Source organism: Peribacillus sp. NPDC096447, assembly GCF_044762725.1.
In the GTDB taxonomy this organism is placed as follows: domain Bacteria; phylum Bacillota; class Bacilli; order Bacillales; family DSM-1321; genus Peribacillus.
Genome location: NZ_JBIWEV010000004.1, coordinates 454,140 through 470,268, shown reverse-complemented (window position 1 = coordinate 470,268; position 16,129 = coordinate 454,140). Strand labels below are relative to the sequence as shown.

Below are 16,129 nucleotides of genomic sequence, written 5' to 3'. Positions count from 1 at the left end.
TAATTGGGATGAAAATCTATACACGTACAGGGGATAAGGGACAAACAAGCGTAATCGGAGGTCGGCTTGACAAGGATGACATCCGTGTGGAATCTTATGGAACGGTTGATGAAGTGAATAGCTATATCGGTCTTGCGGTGACAGAATTGGATCCAGCGATATTTACGGATATACTGGCCGACCTAGAGAAAATCCAGCATGAGTTGTTTGACTGCGGCGGTGATTTGGCAACCGTTTCCGAGAAGGCCCCACAAAAGCTGACGGATGAGGCCATTACCTATTTGGAAGAACGGATAGATGCCTTCATACTTGAAGCGCCGGAATTGGAAAAGTTTATCCTGCCTGGCGGCTCAAAAGCGGCTGCAACCATTCATATTGCCAGAACCGTTACAAGAAGGGCAGAACGATTGGTCGTTTCATTGATCAAGTCGGGTGCGGCTGTTTCACCATTATCACTTCAATATTTAAATCGTTTGTCGGATTACTTCTTTGCTGTTGCACGTGTGATCAATTTCCGTCTTGGTGTGAAAGATGTGGAATATATCCGCAGCGCAAATGTGTTCCGTGGAGGGAAAAGAAAGGAAAAAGAGTAAACATGGACGTAAGAAAAATTAGTGCAATCGCTATATTCATTGCCTTATCGGCGGTAGGGGCAATGATTAAAATCCCTTCCCCGATCGGGAGCATCGCTTTGGATAGTTTTCCGGCCCTTTTGGCGGCTGTCATACTTGGCCCGGTATCGGGGGCTATAGTAGCTGGGCTTGGTCATATCATTTCAGCGTTCATCGGCGGCATGCCGCTTGGGCCATTCCACTTTTTGATCATGGTCGAAATGGCAGTCCTTGCATGGATGTATGGCATTTTATATATGCACGGAAAAAAAGTAGGCGCATTTTTCCTCTTCTTTATCGGTAATGCCTTCGTTTTAGCCCTGCCTTTCGCATTTCTTATCAGCCCTGGTTTTTACACGTTATTGGTTCCGGGATTAACGGCAGCGACGGCGGTAAATGTAGTATTGGCTGCCCTTTTACTGCCACGCTTGGAGCCTGTACTGAAAAAAGTGATTTTTAAAGATGGACTCGTAGAATGAGTGATTCGTTGATTTTGCCATTTTCCGAATCAGATTCATTGATTGTTTCTAGTGATAATAGCGGCGGTATCGGGCTGAAGGAAAAGGACATTGTCCATGTCCCTTATGAGGTCGTTGGCTATTATTCCTTTCGGGTTGCCGTCATGGAGTGTTTGGGCGTTGGCGGAAGACCCGTATCCGTCGTTCTAAATAATTTCTGCGGTGATGAAGCCTGGGAGGACTTGACCAGGGGTGTCAAAAAGGGTCTGGGTGAATTGGGAATGGGGGACCTTCCCATTACTGGCAGCACAGAAAGTAACATGCCGCTTCTTCAATCAGCACTTGGTCTTATGGTGATTGGTAAGCGAGTGAATGAACGTGTTAAAAAGCAGCATCCTTCACGGAAAATCGCTCTGATCGGCAGGCCGCTCGTTGGAGAAGAAGTAATGGAACAGCAAGATTGGGTCGCGCCATTATCTTTATATAAAAGCCTATGTGAAATGGAAGACGTTCAGGCACTTCCAGTCGGCTCAAAAGGGATAGCATATGAATGGAAGCACCTGGATCAAAGTGGTGAAGGTGTTTCTGTGCATATAAGTGATAATGTCGATATTGAAAAATCATCAGGACCATCCACCTGCTTCCTCATTGCCTATCCTGAACATCTGGAGAAAGAAATCAAGCACATATCCGGTCCTCTTTTCATTGGAGAATGATGTTCTCATGACTGAATCAGGTATCGAGTTTGTTCATAAAGAACTGGTTCGATGCTTTTTTCATTGAAATCTTACTTTTATTGATTGTTAGCCATAACAATGGTTTGCTCTTGATCGTTATCATAGCCAAAGCAAAATGGTCCCCATTTATTGCGTTACTTCTTGCTTCCGTCATTTTAGGATTAACGCAGGTATGGATATTACGGATGTTGCAGATGCTGTTCAGATAGGGGTAGGTAATACTCTTGGTTAGATGGCAATCATTTTCGGTTTAGGTAACATGCTTGGAAAGATGATGGTCGATTCGGAGGTGCAGTAAGGGTAGCTAATCCCTTTTGGCATTTTATATGCTTTGATCATCGAAATTCCCAATGCCATTTTTAATGGATGAACAAGCATCGAGGGGCTAGCGGAACACGGTTTTAATGCCGGTCTTTTTATTGTTGATCGCGGCTTTCGGTGCTTTGTTTGCTGAAGATATAAAAAGAAATGATTGGAATGCCTTCATTGGAAAACCAATCATCGCCCTCATGATTTCTGTGGTGGTATCATTCTTTACATTAGAATGCGCTAGAGGTTTTAATAAAGAAGAACTAAACCAATTCATGTCCGCCTGCCTCGCCCAACTGCTCCATCATCTTGATTATCGGGGCGTGCGGTGCATTTAAAATTGTATTGATCACGAGCGGGGTGGATGAAGCCGTTGCAGCTTATGATCCATGTCGCTAAAGATTTAATTTAACAGTCGCACAAACGTTAAAGTCTTGGACGGTTATGGAAACGATTATATCATTCGTTTCACTTATCCTAATCTTACTATTGAATTCAATTGTTTAAGAGAAAGGAGCATGTTGTAAATATGGGACATTCAGGTTATATGATGGGGATAGATATTGGTACGACGAGTACGAAGGTTGTTCTTTTTTCAAAAGGGGGGGAGGTTGTCCAATCTTGTTCGAGGGGATATCCTCTGCACAGTCCAACTCCTTCCGTGGCGGAACAAGATCCCGAAGAAATTTATAAAGCGGTCATCATTGCAATAGGCGAGGTTATGATTGCAAGCGGAATAGAAAAGCAAGAACTGGGCTTGATATCGTTCAGTTCGGCGATGCATAGCTTTATCGCAATGGGTAAAGACGGCAGACCGCTGACAAATAGCATTACATGGGCTGATAATCGAAGTGTTGCCTATGCGAGGAAATTGAAGGCTTCGGAACAAGGGATGCAATTGTATCACAGGACCGGAACACCCATTCACCCGATGTCCCCAATCACGAAAGTAATGTGGTTAAAAAATGAGCATCCCGGGATTTTTAACGAAACGGACAAATTTATCGGAATTAAAGAATACATCATCTATAAATTTTTCAATGAGTATGTGATGGATTATTCACTCGCTTCTGCAACGGGCATGTTCAACATGAATGACCTGAAGTGGGATGAAGAGGCACTCACCATTGCTGGAATTGGGGCTGATAAGCTGCCGATGCTTGTCCCTACAACGCATATCCTCTCAGGATTAAGTGAGGAATTAGCTGCAAAAATGAACATTCAGGCTGGTACCCCGTTTGTGATTGGCGCGAGTGATGGTGTGCTTGCCAACTTAGGGCAAAACGCAATCAAGCCAGGCGTTCTGGCAGTGACAATCGGAACGAGCGGTGCGGTAAGAACCGTCAGTGACCGGCCGCTTACAGATCCGAAAGGCAGGACATTCTGCTATGCCCTTACTGAGAATCACTGGGTAATCGGCGGACCGGTCAACAATGGGGGAATCACCTTCCGATGGGCACGCGATCAGTTGGGCCGTGTGGAAATCGAAAAAGCGAAGGCTTCGGGACAGGACTCCTATGAGATCCTGACGGATATGGCTTCAAATATTGCACCTGGTTCTGATGGTTTGATATTCCACCCGTATATGGCAGGGGAACGGGCACCATTATGGAGTGCCGATGCAAGGGGCTCCTTCTTCGGACTGGCGCTTCATCACACTCGTGACCATATGGTCCGGGCAGTGCTGGAGGGTGTGATGTATAACTTGTATAGTGTCCTTCTTGCTGTTAAGGAATTGACGGGTGCTCCCGAGAAGATCCATGCAAGCGGCGGATTTGTCCGCTCAAAGCTCTGGCGCCAAATCATGGCTGATATATTCAATCAAAACGTGACAATTCCTGAAAGCTTCGAGAGTTCAAGCTTAGGTGCAGCCGTTCTTGGATTATACGCTTTAGGAGAAATCCAAAGCCTTGATGAGGTTGAAGGTATGGTTGGTGAAACGAATGAACTTATCCCGATTGAAGAGAACGTTAAAGTATATGAAGAATTAATGTCGATTTATTTATCCGTGAGCAGGCAATTGGAAGGCGACTACAAGAGAATCGCTGATTTCCAAAGACGTCATTTAGAATGATTTTTAGGGAAAGCACAGATGCATTTGGCACTGTGCTTTTCTTTTTGCCTGGTAATTAAAATGGTAAGATGGTAGAAAACGATAAGGGGAATTTTCTATGGGAGCCAGTAAAACGAATGCAATGCGAATTCTTGATAACAAACGTATAGAGTATGGCATGATGAGTTATGATGCCCGCGACGGAAAAATCGATGGGATCACTGTTGCGGACAAAATTGGAAAAGCGCCAGAAACCGTTTTTAAAACGCTTGTTACCCATAACGGACCGCAGCAGCTTTACGTATTTGTCATTCCTGTAGCCACCGAACTGGACTTGAAAAAAGCAGCGAAGGCTGCAGGTGCAAAAAAAATTGAAATGCTTGCGGTTAAAGATCTGCAAAAATTCACAGGGTACATTCGGGGAGGCTGTTCACCGATCGGAATGAAAAAGCAATACCCGACCTTTATTGATGAAAGTGCAGCAAACCTGCCTGAAATCATCGTAAGCGGAGGAAAGATCGGTACACAGATCGTATTAAAACCGTCAGAATTCCTGGAGGTCACACAAGCGGAATCTGCAGCCCTAATAAAATAGACTGTTAACCTGTAGGCATTCACCTATTAGTTCATTTCTGCATAAGCTGTCTTGAAGATCACATCTGTATTGTGAGGGAGAGTGTGAAAGTGACAGGAAAAGTGATGCATTATTTCGCAGGAGGCAATACGGCTCAAGGTTTTTATAGTTTATATGATTCCAATTTGGCAGGTCTGGAAAGATTATTCATTTTAAAAGGCGGACCTGGTTCCGGTAAATCGACCATTATGAAAAAAATCGGCCAAGAATGGCTGGATAAAGACTATGACATCGAGTATTTACATTGTTCGTCCGATAATGATTCCATTGATGGAGTGATCATTCCTGCTTTGAAAATCGGACTCGTGGATGGGACCGCGCCGCATGTGATTGAGCCGAAGGCACCTGGGGCCATTGAGGAATATGTCAATCTAGGGGCTGCCTGGAATTCCCAGCAGCTGGCTTCTGAAAGAGCGGCCATCATAAGATTGACGAATGCAAGAAGCAAGAGTTTCGAGAAGGCATATGCCCTATTCGCTGAAGCATTGAAGATACATGATGAATGGGAAGACATTTATATAGCAAATATTGATTTCGCTAAATTGAATGGGTTGACCAATAAATTGATAGAAGGCTTTTATAGAGATATAACCCTTAATAAGAAGTCGGATGTTCGTCACCGATTCTTAGGGGCAGCTACACCAAAAGGTGCAGTTGATTTCATCCCAAATATTACTGAGGGAATACAAAAACGGTACTTTTTAAAGGGACGTCCAGGTTCAGGAAAATCAACGATGCTGAAGAAGATTGCAAAGGCTGCGGAGCAAAGAGGTTTTGATGTGGAAGTATATCATTGCGGATTCGATCCGCATAGCTTGGACATGGTAATCGTCCGGGAGGTAGGGATCGCCATTTTTGACAGCACATCACCGCATGAATATTTCCCGAGTTGTGAAGGTGATGAAATCATAGATATATATAAAACAGCTATCCTGCCTGGAACAGATGAAATTTATGCCGATCAGATAAAGGATGTTTCCACCAGGTACCGGACAAAAATGAATGAAGCGACAGCAAATCTGGCTAAGGCGAAAGAGCTGCATGACGAACTTGAAAAGATTTATGTAAAAGCAATGGACTTTACAGCCATCGATGACATTCAAAGAGACATCCAAGAACAGATCATTGAACGGGCACAAGATGTCGATAGCCAAACGATTCTGCATTAAGAAAACAAACTGCACCTATTATTTTAATTAGGTGCAGTTTATTTATATACATAAGACTATTTTTTAATGACGGAAGTCACACAAGAATAGATACGGGTTTGTTAAACGTGTTTATCCACGTCCTTTCGGTTAAAATAGGGATTATATTGAAAAAAAGGAGCCGGTTGAATTGATAAAGACGATTGCGATTGATATGGACGGAACATTGTTAAACAAAATGCAAAAGGTCAGTGAGGAAAATAAGCACGCTATCCAGAGGGCGCAAAGTGAGGGAGTGGAAGTGATCATTGCTACTGGAAGATCTTATGTGGAAGCAAGGTTCGCTTTAGATGAAGCAGGCATCGTTTGCCCTGTCATCTGTGTAAATGGGGCTGCCCTCTTCACGGAGGACGGAAATATTGCCGCTTCCAATCCAATGTCAGCTGCCACTGCTAAAATGGTCGCTGGATTCCTCGAAGAAAAAGGGATTTATTTCGAAATATATACGAGTCAGGGGATTTATTCTAAAGACTATGAAAACGCAATATCTGTTTTGGTTGATGTATTCGTTACAGCCAATCCGGACATTGACCCTGAGAATATGCGGAAATATGCTGAGGAGCGTCTACAGCTTGGACAGGTAACTTCCATTTCCGATTATTCCGAGTTATTCAGCCGTTCGAATGAGGAATATTATAAAATTCTCAGCTTCTCAAAGGATTTAAATTTATTAAATGAAATTGCTTCGAAATTGAAAGGACAGGGAGTTACAGTCACTTCATCGGGACGTGAAAATGTGGAAATCATGAGTGAAACAGCTCAAAAAGGTACGGCACTTGAAACATATGTGAATGGAAAATCCGGCTCGATGCAGGAAACGATGGCTATTGGGGATAATTATAATGATGTATCCATGTTTGAACGGGTAGGTTTGTCTGTCGCAATGGGAAATGCCCCGCTCGAAATTAAAAAACTGTGTGATGAAGTAACAGGCAGAAATGATGAATCCGGTGTAGCGGAGGCCATTTTAAAGGTACTTAAACAGTCAGCCTATTAAAATCATGAATCGAAGGGGGAAAGACTTTTGAAAAAAATGCTCTTATTTTTCCTTATGGCTGCATTGATTTTAAGTGGTTGTAACATGAATGATGATGACAGTAAAACCGAGCCGAATCCTGACAAGGAAGTGACGGGCACTTTAGGTGAAGATCCGGATGTGCTGGTAACGAACTTGCATGCCCCATGGTCGATTCAGAAGAATGGGGACACAATGTATGTTTCGGAGCGGACAGGAACTATCGTTGAATGGGACAAGGGTGAGATGACACGGCAAAAGGTCAACCTAAAAAAGACATTGTCATCTAAAGCGGAAGCTGGGTTGCTTGGATTTTTATTAGCTCCCGATTTTTCTAACAGTGGGCAAGCTTTCGCTTATTATACGTATGAAGAAGGCGGGAATTCCATCAATCGAATCGTCATTTTAGAAAAAAATGATGATGAGTGGCAGGAGATGGAGACCTTAATCGACGGAATACCAAGCGGGGACTTCCACCATGGCGGCAGGATCAAGATTGGTCCGGATGATAAGCTATACGCAACGACAGGTGATGCAAGAAGGGCTGAGATCGCACAGGACACAGATTCTTTAGGCGGAAAAATTCTGCGCATGAACCTGGATGGCACCATTCCGAACGATAATCCTTTCGAGAATTCATACGTCTATTCATACGGTCACCGCAATCCACAAGGCCTTGCTTGGGATGAAGCAGGACAGTTGTATGAAAGTGAGCATGGAGATTCGGCTCACGATGAATTAAATAAAATTGATCCGGGCAAGAACTATGGCTGGCCAGAGATACAGGGCGATGAGCAAAAAGCTGATATGGTAAAACCATTGATTCATTCCGGTGAAAATACATGGGCTCCTTCTGGCATGGCCTATTTTGACGGAAAGCTCTATTTTGCAGCCTTAAGGGGCGAAGCACTTAAGAGTTATGATGTGAAAAGCGGAAAACTGACTAATATCATCACAGGCTCAGGAAGGATACGCGATGTATTCGTTGATGAAGAATTTCTTTATTTCATAAGCAACAATACGGACGGCCGAGGAAATCCTGATGAAAAGGATGATAAGCTTTATCGTTTGCCGCTGTCTCGGTTAAATATGCCTTGATGTTATCAATGAGAAGAAAAGAAGCATATAATCGGAAACCTCGCTAATGGCGGGGTTTCCTTTTCGGTTTATGTCCTATAAACTTACGAGTATTTGCGCGAAACTCACGAGTATTTGCGCAAAATTCACGAGTAAAAGCGTGAAATTCACGAGTATTTGCGTGAAACTCACGAGTAAAAGCGTGAAATTCACGAGTAAAAGCCCAAACTCACGAGTAAAAGCGCGAAACCAACGAGTAACGCCCAAATTAACAAGTAAAAGCACCAAACTCACGAGTAAAAGCGCGAAACCAACGAGTAACGCCCAAATTCACGAGTAAAAGCACCAAACCCACGAGTAAAAGTGCGAAACCCACGAGTAACGCCCAAATCACGAGTAAAAGCGTGAAACTCACGAGTAAAAGCCCCAAACTCACGAGTAAAAGCGCGAAACCCACGAGTAAAAGCGCGAAACCCACGAGTAACGCCCAAATCAAGAGTAACGCCCAAATTCACGAGTAAAAGCACCAAACCCACGAGTAAAAGCGCGAAACCAACGAGTAACGCCCAAACTCACGAGTAAATGCCCCAAATTTACGAGTAAAAGCGCGAAACCAACGAGTAACGCCCAAATTCAGTAAAAGCACCAAACTCACGAGTAAAAGCGCGAAACCCACGAGTAACGCCCAAATTAACAAGTATATGCCCCGAATTCATGAGAAAAGGCACCAAATCCTGAGTAATCCCTCTAAACTCCCAAATAAAAGCCCGAACCTCCTGAAAAGAGGTTTTTTTGTTGTGTCGGAAGCGGTGGAGAAGCTTAGGAAACAGTGTGTCTACGATTATTTTCGTTCATCCGAAGGCTAGACATTTTTAATGAATAGGTGTATAGTTACCTAGGTAACTACTTTACAGGAGGAATACCTTTGTCCTTTCAAAATGGTTTTTTTCATCATAACTTACAATTTTCAAGGTCATTTACCAAAAAGTTAAATGAACAATTGGCCAAGGTTGATCTTTTTCATTCCCAATGGTCGATTGTATATTATCTGAGTCAGTTTGGCTGTTCTACGCTTGTTGAAATAAGCACTTATCTAGATGTGGAGAAACCGACGGTAACCAGGACGGTAAACCGGTTGGAAGAACTTGATTTGATTGAACAAGTCCCAGGAAAAGATAAACGGGAACGGAGAATACAGTTAACGGAGTCAGGTTTAAGGACTTATCAAGAGGCCAAAAAGGTAGTTGAAGAATTTGAACTTCAATTAATGAGCGGTTTGGCTGAAGAAGACCGGGAGGCAACGTTACGTACGTTGATTTTCCTGAAGGAAAAATTAAAACAATAGTAAGGAAGAAGGATTGAAATGAATCACAAACCGAAATTGTGGACGAAAGACTTTCTGATTGTCTCGTCTGCGAACTTTTTTCTATTTTTAACTTTTTATGTCTTGATGGTGACATTGACCATTTACACGATGGATAACTTTCATGCGTCGCAAGCACAAGCAGGGCTTGCTTCGAGTATTTTTGTTCTTGGGGCTGTGCTTGTCAGACCAATTGCAGGGAAAAAAATTGATAAGATCGGCCGCAGAAGGATGTTGCTTGGCTCGTTGGTGCTATTCCTGATTGCATCCATTGGCTATTTCCTGGTGAATGGTTTATCCCTCTTATTGATCGATCGGCTTATTCACGGTTTTGCTTTTGGCCTTGCCACTACGGCAACTGGAACGATTGCTGCAGATATCATTCCGAATGAAAGACGCGGGGAAGGCACAGGTTACTTTGCCATGAGTACAAACTTGGCAATGGCTTTCGGTCCGTTTATTGGATTGCTGATAACACAGCATTTCAGTTATTCCATCATTTTCTATGCAGCCTCCTTATTTGCCGCGTTTTCTTTAGTTGCATCGTTATTCATGAATGTGCCTGAAGGGGAAAAGGTCGGAGCTTCACCACAAAAAGGATTTAAAATCAGTGATTACTTTGAAAAAAGGGCACTGCCCATTTCCATTTTTATCGGATTTGCCGGATTTACCTATTCGAGCATCTTGTCCTATTTAACGTCTTTTGCAAAAGAAATGGATTTAATGGATGCGGCGAGCTTTTTCTTTGTCGTATTTGCTGTATTCCTTTTGGCGTCCCGTCCGTTTACTGGCCGGATGTTTGATGTGAAGGGGGAAAATGCAGTTATTTACCCATCGCTCTTGCTATTTGCGGTCGGTATGGTCATCCTGAGCCAATCCCATCATGGGATCACGCTTCTGATTGCCGGTGCCTTTATCGGAGTGGGGTATGGTACGTTCCAATCAAGCAGTCAAGCGATTTCCATCAAGGAAGCCCCCTCAAATCGGATGGGTTTAGCCACATCCACGTTTTTTACCATGTATGACTTCGGTATTGGTGTGGGCCCATTCCTATTGGGATTCCTTATTCCATATACAGGGTTCAAAGGGTTATTCATAGGAATGTCGATCTTTGCGTTCATACTTATTGGCATTTATTACTTGGCGCATGGAAAAAAAGCCTCGGCAAGAGTGAAAATGCAGCATGAGGAACGCTTGTCTGCCTGATTTTTTGAATAAGATGTATAAAATGAAGAATTTTGGGGATGCTTATATTATGATTGATTTTCCAAAGTATCCCCCTTTTCTCCGCCTGTATCCCACAGGCGTTTTTTTTATGCCATAAACAAAGAAAACCGCCATATTGGCGGTTTATTAAAATTTATAGGTCCATAATCGTTCTTTGCGGATCCAGTCTAGAAAATCGGCATCCTGATTTTCGAATTTCTCTTTCCAATCGATCACCATTGCCTGAGTTTGCGAACGGTGGGCAGTGAATGTGGCTACCTTTTTTTCTTCGACGGCAGAGATATCATGGATGATGTCAGGTGGCCCTAATTCGTCAATGCAGTTATTCGAGAAGGCGACACAATGAAGTTTAGGCCTCTCTTTCGCTTCCATTCTTTCAACGGCCCGCACCACAGCCCGTGCTGTTGCTTCATGGTCTGGATGGACACTGTATCCTGGGTAAAACGTAATGATCAATGAAGGATTCAATTCATTGATGGCATCGGTAAATAATGAAGTCAGCTTTTCATCATCTTCGAATTCAATTGTCTTATCACGCAATCCAAGCATGCGTAAATCTTGGATGCCAATCGCATTTGCTGCATCGATTAATTCCTTTTTACGAATTTTAGGGAGCGATTCCCTTGTTGCAAATGGAGGGTTTCCTAAATTACGTCCCATTTCTCCTAAAGTTAAGCATAAATAGGTGACAGGAGTGCCCGCTTCTCTATGAAGGGCAAGCGTTCCGGAGACCGAGAAAGCTTCATCATCGGGATGTGGGAATATAACTAATACATGGCGTTCTTTTTCCAAGGTATATTTCTCCTTCCGTTCTACTTACAGTGAGTATGGTTATCGGTAAATGGGAGTTTTCATCGGAATTATATGATATATATCAAGCAAGTTGTCATCATTCAAAAGGAGTGGGACTGAGCTGCATGGAGACCGCAAGCTTTCCGGAAAAATCAAGGCCTGCCAATAGCAATCTCCCTTGTTCATCCATTTCGAAGTGGTTAACGCCTTCTGCATATACCCAGCCAATATTGAGCTTCAAGCCGATGCGGTAGGGTCCATCCCCAACTATCTTCCCATGTTCATACTGTATAAGAGCATTACGAATATAAGCACCTGCCGAAAAGAAAGCTTCATCTACATGAGTGGCATAGGCACCATTTGTCGTTTCAAGGTGAAGATATATATCTTGTCCGGCGAAAGAATCAATGGCATTTTGCACCTCTGTACGGTCTATAGGTTTCATTCTATAATTTCCTCCTTAACTGGGCGGCTAGATAAGCTTTTCCTTCTTTCTATTTTACTAAATAAAAACAAAAAAAGCGAAAAAGGCCGCTCGATGAATTTGAGCGGCCATTAAACTTGATGTTTTATTTTTGTGTTTTTTCAGCGATTCCATATTTATGGTATGCACCATGATTGACAGGTCCAACATAGTCATTCATCTTCCAAGAATGGCGAACGGCCTCGGTGATGAAGTCTTTAGCAATGAGGATAGCCTCACGCGGGCTTTTACCTTCAGCCAATTGAGCTGCAATGGCTGCTGAAGATGAACAGCCGGCACCATGTGTATTGGTCGTTTCGATTTTTTCTGATTCAAGGATTTCAAATTCAGTTCCATCATATAAAAGGTCAATGGCTTTATCATGATCCAGCTTATTACCGCCTTTGATCAAGACATATTTTGCACCAAGTGCATGAATCTTTTCGGCTGCAGCCCTCATATCGTCAATCGTCTTGATAGGCGCAGTTCCCGCTAACTGAGCGGCCTCGAACAGGTTTGGCGTGACTACAGTTGCACGTGGAACAAGCAGTTCGCGCAGAGCTACAGCTGTTTCAGGGTGCAACACTTCATCTTCACCTTTACATACCATAACTGGATCGATTACGACCTTGTCCAGCTTCAACTCGTCTATTTTACGGGCAACAAGTTCAATGATTTCCACTGATCCAAGCATTCCCGTTTTCATGGCATCAATGCCGATTGATAGAATCGTTTCGATTTGGGCTTCCAAAACCTCGACCGGTGTAGGGAATACATTATGGGACCAGCCATTCTTTGGATCCATCGTCACGATTGTCGTTAAAGCGGACATACCGTAAACGCCGAATTCTTGGAATGTCTTTAAATCTGCTTGAAGACCCGCACCGCCGCTCGAATCCGATCCGGCAACTGTCATAGCTCTTTTCATAGTCATTATGTGACCTCCTTAGGAGAATTAGATATCGATATTATCAGCATACCAGGTAATATCCTATTTTTAGAATATACCAAAATTTCTTTTATGTAAAACTTAGTTTTCACCCTAATATGAGTACCTTAAGAAAGGTAATGGAATGGCCACGCATGAGTCATTTTTCGGACCTGGAATTCAGAAAATAAAATGGGTGGGTGGCATGCTTTTTAGCTTTTGATCCTATTTTCCATCTTTTGATATATAAAGCAAAGTTTGTGAAGGTGTCATTATTTTCAAAGTTGATTTAAAATATTTAATTATAGTGGATACATTTAGTATAGCTTTACCGTTCGATGCTGGATTAAACCCAAAAAAGGGAGGGTGGTTTCTATGGAATGGACAATGTTGCTTTTAGCTGGTGGGAAATCAAGCCGTATGGGCGTGAATAAGGCCCTGTTGACCATAGGTGGCGTTGTGAACATTTCAAGAGTGGCATCCGAATTGAAAAAGGTGTCAGAAAACATTATGGTCATTACGAATACATTTGAAGAATATCGTTTTCTGCAGCTGCCGCTAATTCCGGATTTACATAAAGATCAAGGACCTCTTGGCGGATTGCATGCAGGGTTGACCTCATCGAAAACGGAGCTTCAGTTCCTTGCAGCCTGTGATATGCCGTTTGTGAATGCAGATGCCATAAAGGATATCATTTCCCATTATGAACCTGAATTCGATGCTGTCATTCCAGAAATAAATGGCAGGCTCCAGCCGCTTTTTGCTGTTTACCATAAAAGGTGTCTTCCTGTACTGACGGAGTGTTTATTAAAACATGAATTGAAAATGAGACTATTTTTGGAAAAGATTTCGGTGAAAATCATGAAAGAGACCGAATTTAAGTTATATCGCGAGAATCCTGAACATTTTCACTACCTTTTTTTCAATATGAATACGATGGAAGATTATCAAGAGGCAGGTTATATTGATCAAACTGAATTATATATAAAGGATGGTAGACATGAATTATAATATTTCAAAAGAGCCGATTGTCATCCAGGAAGTGATTGATAAAGTAGTCAGTCGAAATGCAGGTGCCGTCACGACTTTTATTGGTACGGTGAGGGAAATGACGAAAGGAAAAAAGACTCTCTACTTAATATACGAAGCGTATGAACCGATGGCCATCAAGAAATTGGAGCAAATCGGATCTGAGATCAAGGAGCGTTGGCCTGATGCAGAAACGGCGATCACCCATCGTGTAGGTAAACTTGAAATCACTGATATCGCAGTGGTTATTGCTGTTAGTACGCCACACCGAAATGATGCATATGAGGCAAACAGGTATGCGATTGAAAGAATTAAAGAAATCGTCCCGATTTGGAAAAAAGAACACTGGGAAGATGGGGAGACATGGGTCGGAAACCAGTTGGAAACCGTTCCATATCCAACAGGGAAACCGGAAGAGGAGGATATTGATGATTAATGTACTTTTATTTGCCCAATTGAAAGATGAGCTAGGCAAAGAGACTGTTACTATAGAAGGAAATGGAATGAGTGTGGCGCAGCTAAAAGGAAAAATGAAGGTGGATTTTCAATTGGAAGGTCTTGAAACCGTGATGACAGCGGTCAATGAAGAATTTGCCGATGATGACACAATTCTATCTGATGGAGATACCGTAGCTTTCATTCCGCCAGTAAGTGGAGGCTAAAGCATTCGGAAGGGAGGGTTCACGGTGAAAGAGCGATTTTCAAGGCAGACTTTATTCGCCCCCATTGGTGAAGGGGGCCAATTGAAAATTATGAAGAAGCATGTATTGCTTCTTGGTGCAGGGGCTTTGGGATCTGCTAATGCCGAGGCCCTTACTCGTGCAGGAGTAGGGAAGCTTACAATTGTCGACAGGGATTATGTCGAGACCAGTAATTTACAGCGCCAACAAATGTATACGGAACGGGATGTCGAGGAGAAACTGCCAAAAGCCGAAGCGGCAAAGCGTCATTTATTTGATATCAATCATGAAGTTGAAGTGAATGCCATCATCATGGACGCAACTGCCCAAAACCTCGAGCAGCTGCTTGGTGATGTTGATTTGATATTGGATGCAACCGATAATTTTGAGACACGGATGATAATTAATGATATATCACAAAAGCTTCATATACCGTGGATTTATGGGGCATGTGTGGGGAGTGTAGGGATGACTTTGACGATCCTTCCCGGACAGACTCCATGTTTGCACTGTTTGCTGAAAGCGATCCCCATTCAAGGTATGACCTGTGACACAGGAGGAATCATATCACCAGCTGTAACGATGGTAGTGGCACACCAAACTGCCGAAGCTTTGAAAATCCTTGTGGAAGATTGGGAATCGGTACGACCTGCACTTGTTTCTTTTGATCTGTGGAGAAATCAATACCAAACCGTTAAATTGACAAAAGCGAAAAAGAAAGATTGTCTCTCATGCGGGGAGCGGAGGACATACCCCTTTTTAACAATGGAAAATGCAACGAAAACGGCTGTTCTTTGCGGGAGGGATACTGTACAGGTAAGACCGCCAAAACCTTTGAAACTGCAACTCGAGAAATTAGCCAAGGATCTGGACGGCAGCGGCTATTTGGTGAAATTCAATCCATTTCTTCTCTCTTGTGAAAAAGCTGGGGAGCGTATCGTCATTTTCAAGGATGGACGGGCGTTGATTCACGGTACGAAGGACATGGTCCATGCAAAGGCCACGTACCAAAGAATCCTGGGATAATGATCATAAAAAACGAGGCCACAGGTTTTGGGGCCTCGTTTTTTATGAATCCATATAGGGTCAGCGGGTGTTAGTGTGTAACCCCGTCTTTATTATCTTGTTTGGAAGCGACGATGACTACTTTTCCTTCGTCAAGAACTTCCTCGTAACGTTCTGCCTCCATATCACTAAGGCCAAGGTTGCTCATTCGATTACGAAGTTCATCTCCGCGTGATTTAAAGAGATTTCCGACGGTATCAAGGAAACCTTGTTCCTTCATGCCTACACCTTCTGTATTTGTATTCTCGGTAAGGTGTTTTGAACGGGTTTTGTCATGGGCAAACAAATATACATCGTCTTTCGTATAACCTGATGTAACTAATTCATCGATTTTTTCCTTTGCTTGTAACCCGTTTTCTACTACATGTACTTGATACATATAAACTCCTCCTTTGAATTTTAGTAAGATTCTCTTGAAAATAGGTAAATGGAATCTTGCTTATTACAGTTGCTGATTGGCTATAGTGGTATATAACCTTG

The 16,129-nt window shown here is 42.9% G+C and carries 20 protein-coding genes and 1 pseudogene; 17 read left to right on the top strand and 4 right to left on the bottom strand.

Features of this window, described 5'->3' with window-relative positions; translation table 11 throughout:
* Nucleotides 1-8: 8 nt before the first annotated feature.
* The 13 genes and pseudogenes from ACIQZD_RS16645 (at nucleotide 9) to ACIQZD_RS16585 (ending at nucleotide 10,671) form a co-directional block, all read left to right on the top strand.
* Entirely contained in the window at nucleotides 9-593 is a 585-nt protein-coding gene (locus ACIQZD_RS16645; protein ID WP_241589569.1) for a cob(I)yrinic acid a,c-diamide adenosyltransferase, read from the top strand.
* Nucleotides 594-595: 2 nt separating this feature from the next.
* Nucleotides 596-1,090 carry an ECF transporter S component gene (locus tag ACIQZD_RS16640; RefSeq protein WP_402904626.1) on the top strand — a complete coding sequence of 165 codons (495 nt, stop codon included), beginning with the start codon at nucleotides 596-598 and terminating at the stop codon, nucleotides 1,088-1,090.
* Nucleotides 1,087-1,785, top strand: coding sequence for an ATP-binding protein (locus tag ACIQZD_RS16635; protein ID WP_402904624.1), 699 nt, complete (start codon nucleotides 1,087-1,089; stop codon nucleotides 1,783-1,785). The genes ACIQZD_RS16640 and ACIQZD_RS16635 overlap by 4 nt, the downstream gene beginning before the upstream one ends.
* Before the next feature lie 425 nt (nucleotides 1,786-2,210).
* A complete protein-coding gene (locus tag ACIQZD_RS16630; RefSeq protein WP_402904622.1) occupies nucleotides 2,211-2,453 on the top strand; it encodes a GntT/GntP/DsdX family permease in 243 nt (80 codons plus the stop codon).
* Nucleotides 2,425-2,514, top strand: coding sequence for a hypothetical protein (locus ACIQZD_RS16625; RefSeq protein ID WP_402904620.1), 90 nt, complete (start codon nucleotides 2,425-2,427; stop codon nucleotides 2,512-2,514). The genes ACIQZD_RS16630 and ACIQZD_RS16625 overlap by 29 nt, the downstream gene beginning before the upstream one ends.
* Before the next feature lie 15 nt (nucleotides 2,515-2,529).
* A pseudogene (locus tag ACIQZD_RS16620) lies at nucleotides 2,530-2,622 on the top strand (GntT/GntP/DsdX family permease); the annotation flags it as partial.
* A gap of 22 nt (nucleotides 2,623-2,644) precedes the next feature.
* Entirely contained in the window at nucleotides 2,645-4,189 is a 1,545-nt protein-coding gene (gene gntK, locus ACIQZD_RS16615; protein ID WP_402904618.1) for a gluconokinase, read from the top strand.
* A gap of 97 nt (nucleotides 4,190-4,286) precedes the next feature.
* On the top strand, nucleotides 4,287-4,763 hold the full coding sequence (gene ybaK, locus ACIQZD_RS16610; RefSeq protein ID WP_402904616.1) for a Cys-tRNA(Pro) deacylase: 477 nt from the start codon (nucleotides 4,287-4,289) through the stop codon (nucleotides 4,761-4,763).
* A gap of 89 nt (nucleotides 4,764-4,852) precedes the next feature.
* Nucleotides 4,853-5,971 (top strand): PRK06851 family protein, encoded by a 1,119-nt coding sequence (locus ACIQZD_RS16605; protein ID WP_402904614.1) that lies wholly within the window; start codon nucleotides 4,853-4,855, stop codon nucleotides 5,969-5,971.
* A gap of 169 nt (nucleotides 5,972-6,140) precedes the next feature.
* Nucleotides 6,141-7,007, top strand: coding sequence for a Cof-type HAD-IIB family hydrolase (locus ACIQZD_RS16600; RefSeq protein WP_402904612.1), 867 nt, complete (start codon nucleotides 6,141-6,143; stop codon nucleotides 7,005-7,007).
* Nucleotides 7,008-7,034: 27 nt separating this feature from the next.
* Complete coding sequence (locus ACIQZD_RS16595; RefSeq protein ID WP_402904610.1) at nucleotides 7,035-8,123, top strand: PQQ-dependent sugar dehydrogenase; 1,089 nt, start codon at nucleotides 7,035-7,037, stop codon at nucleotides 8,121-8,123.
* Nucleotides 8,124-9,027: 904 nt separating this feature from the next.
* Nucleotides 9,028-9,447, top strand: a complete 420-nt coding sequence (locus ACIQZD_RS16590; RefSeq protein WP_402904608.1) for a MarR family winged helix-turn-helix transcriptional regulator — start codon at nucleotides 9,028-9,030, stop codon at nucleotides 9,445-9,447.
* Between the two features lie 18 nt (nucleotides 9,448-9,465).
* Entirely contained in the window at nucleotides 9,466-10,671 is a 1,206-nt protein-coding gene (locus ACIQZD_RS16585) for an MFS transporter (protein WP_402904606.1), read from the top strand.
* A gap of 147 nt (nucleotides 10,672-10,818) precedes the next feature.
* Here the strand turns inward: ACIQZD_RS16585 and bshB2 are convergent, their stop codons facing one another.
* From bshB2 to pdxK, 3 genes are all read right to left on the bottom strand, one after another.
* Nucleotides 10,819-11,484: a bacillithiol biosynthesis deacetylase BshB2 gene (gene bshB2 / locus ACIQZD_RS16580; RefSeq protein WP_402904604.1), complete on the bottom strand. Its 666-nt coding sequence runs from the start codon at nucleotides 11,482-11,484 to the stop codon at nucleotides 10,819-10,821.
* 97 nt (nucleotides 11,485-11,581) lie between these two features.
* The gene (locus tag ACIQZD_RS16575; protein ID WP_402904602.1) at nucleotides 11,582-11,929 is read right to left on the bottom strand and encodes a YojF family protein; all 348 of its coding nucleotides are present in this window, start codon (nucleotides 11,927-11,929) and stop codon (nucleotides 11,582-11,584) included.
* A 124-nt stretch (nucleotides 11,930-12,053) separates the two neighbouring features.
* The gene (gene pdxK / locus ACIQZD_RS16570; protein ID WP_402904600.1) at nucleotides 12,054-12,881 is read right to left on the bottom strand and encodes a pyridoxine/pyridoxal/pyridoxamine kinase; all 828 of its coding nucleotides are present in this window, start codon (nucleotides 12,879-12,881) and stop codon (nucleotides 12,054-12,056) included.
* Nucleotides 12,882-13,250: 369 nt separating this feature from the next.
* On the opposite strand from pdxK, the gene mobA reads away from it, so the two are divergent.
* The 4 genes from mobA to ACIQZD_RS16550 are packed head-to-tail and all read left to right on the top strand — an operon-like array spanning nucleotide 13,251 to nucleotide 15,610.
* The gene (gene mobA, locus ACIQZD_RS16565; RefSeq protein WP_402904598.1) at nucleotides 13,251-13,886 is read left to right on the top strand and encodes a molybdenum cofactor guanylyltransferase; all 636 of its coding nucleotides are present in this window, start codon (nucleotides 13,251-13,253) and stop codon (nucleotides 13,884-13,886) included.
* On the top strand, nucleotides 13,876-14,340 hold the full coding sequence (locus tag ACIQZD_RS16560) for a molybdenum cofactor biosynthesis protein MoaE (protein ID WP_402904596.1): 465 nt from the start codon (nucleotides 13,876-13,878) through the stop codon (nucleotides 14,338-14,340). The genes mobA and ACIQZD_RS16560 overlap by 11 nt, the downstream gene beginning before the upstream one ends.
* Nucleotides 14,333-14,566, top strand: coding sequence for a molybdopterin converting factor subunit 1 (moaD, locus tag ACIQZD_RS16555; RefSeq protein WP_101223877.1), 234 nt, complete (start codon nucleotides 14,333-14,335; stop codon nucleotides 14,564-14,566). The genes ACIQZD_RS16560 and moaD overlap by 8 nt, the downstream gene beginning before the upstream one ends.
* 24 nt (nucleotides 14,567-14,590) lie before the next feature.
* Nucleotides 14,591-15,610 carry a MoeB/ThiF family adenylyltransferase gene (locus ACIQZD_RS16550; protein ID WP_402904593.1) on the top strand — a complete coding sequence of 340 codons (1,020 nt, stop codon included), beginning with the start codon at nucleotides 14,591-14,593 and terminating at the stop codon, nucleotides 15,608-15,610.
* A 70-nt stretch (nucleotides 15,611-15,680) separates the two neighbouring features.
* Here ACIQZD_RS16550 and ACIQZD_RS16545 read toward each other — a convergent pair whose 3' ends face one another.
* Entirely contained in the window at nucleotides 15,681-16,028 is a 348-nt protein-coding gene (locus ACIQZD_RS16545; RefSeq protein WP_053536921.1) for a YflT domain-containing protein, read from the bottom strand.
* Nucleotides 16,029-16,129 lie beyond the last annotated feature (101 nt).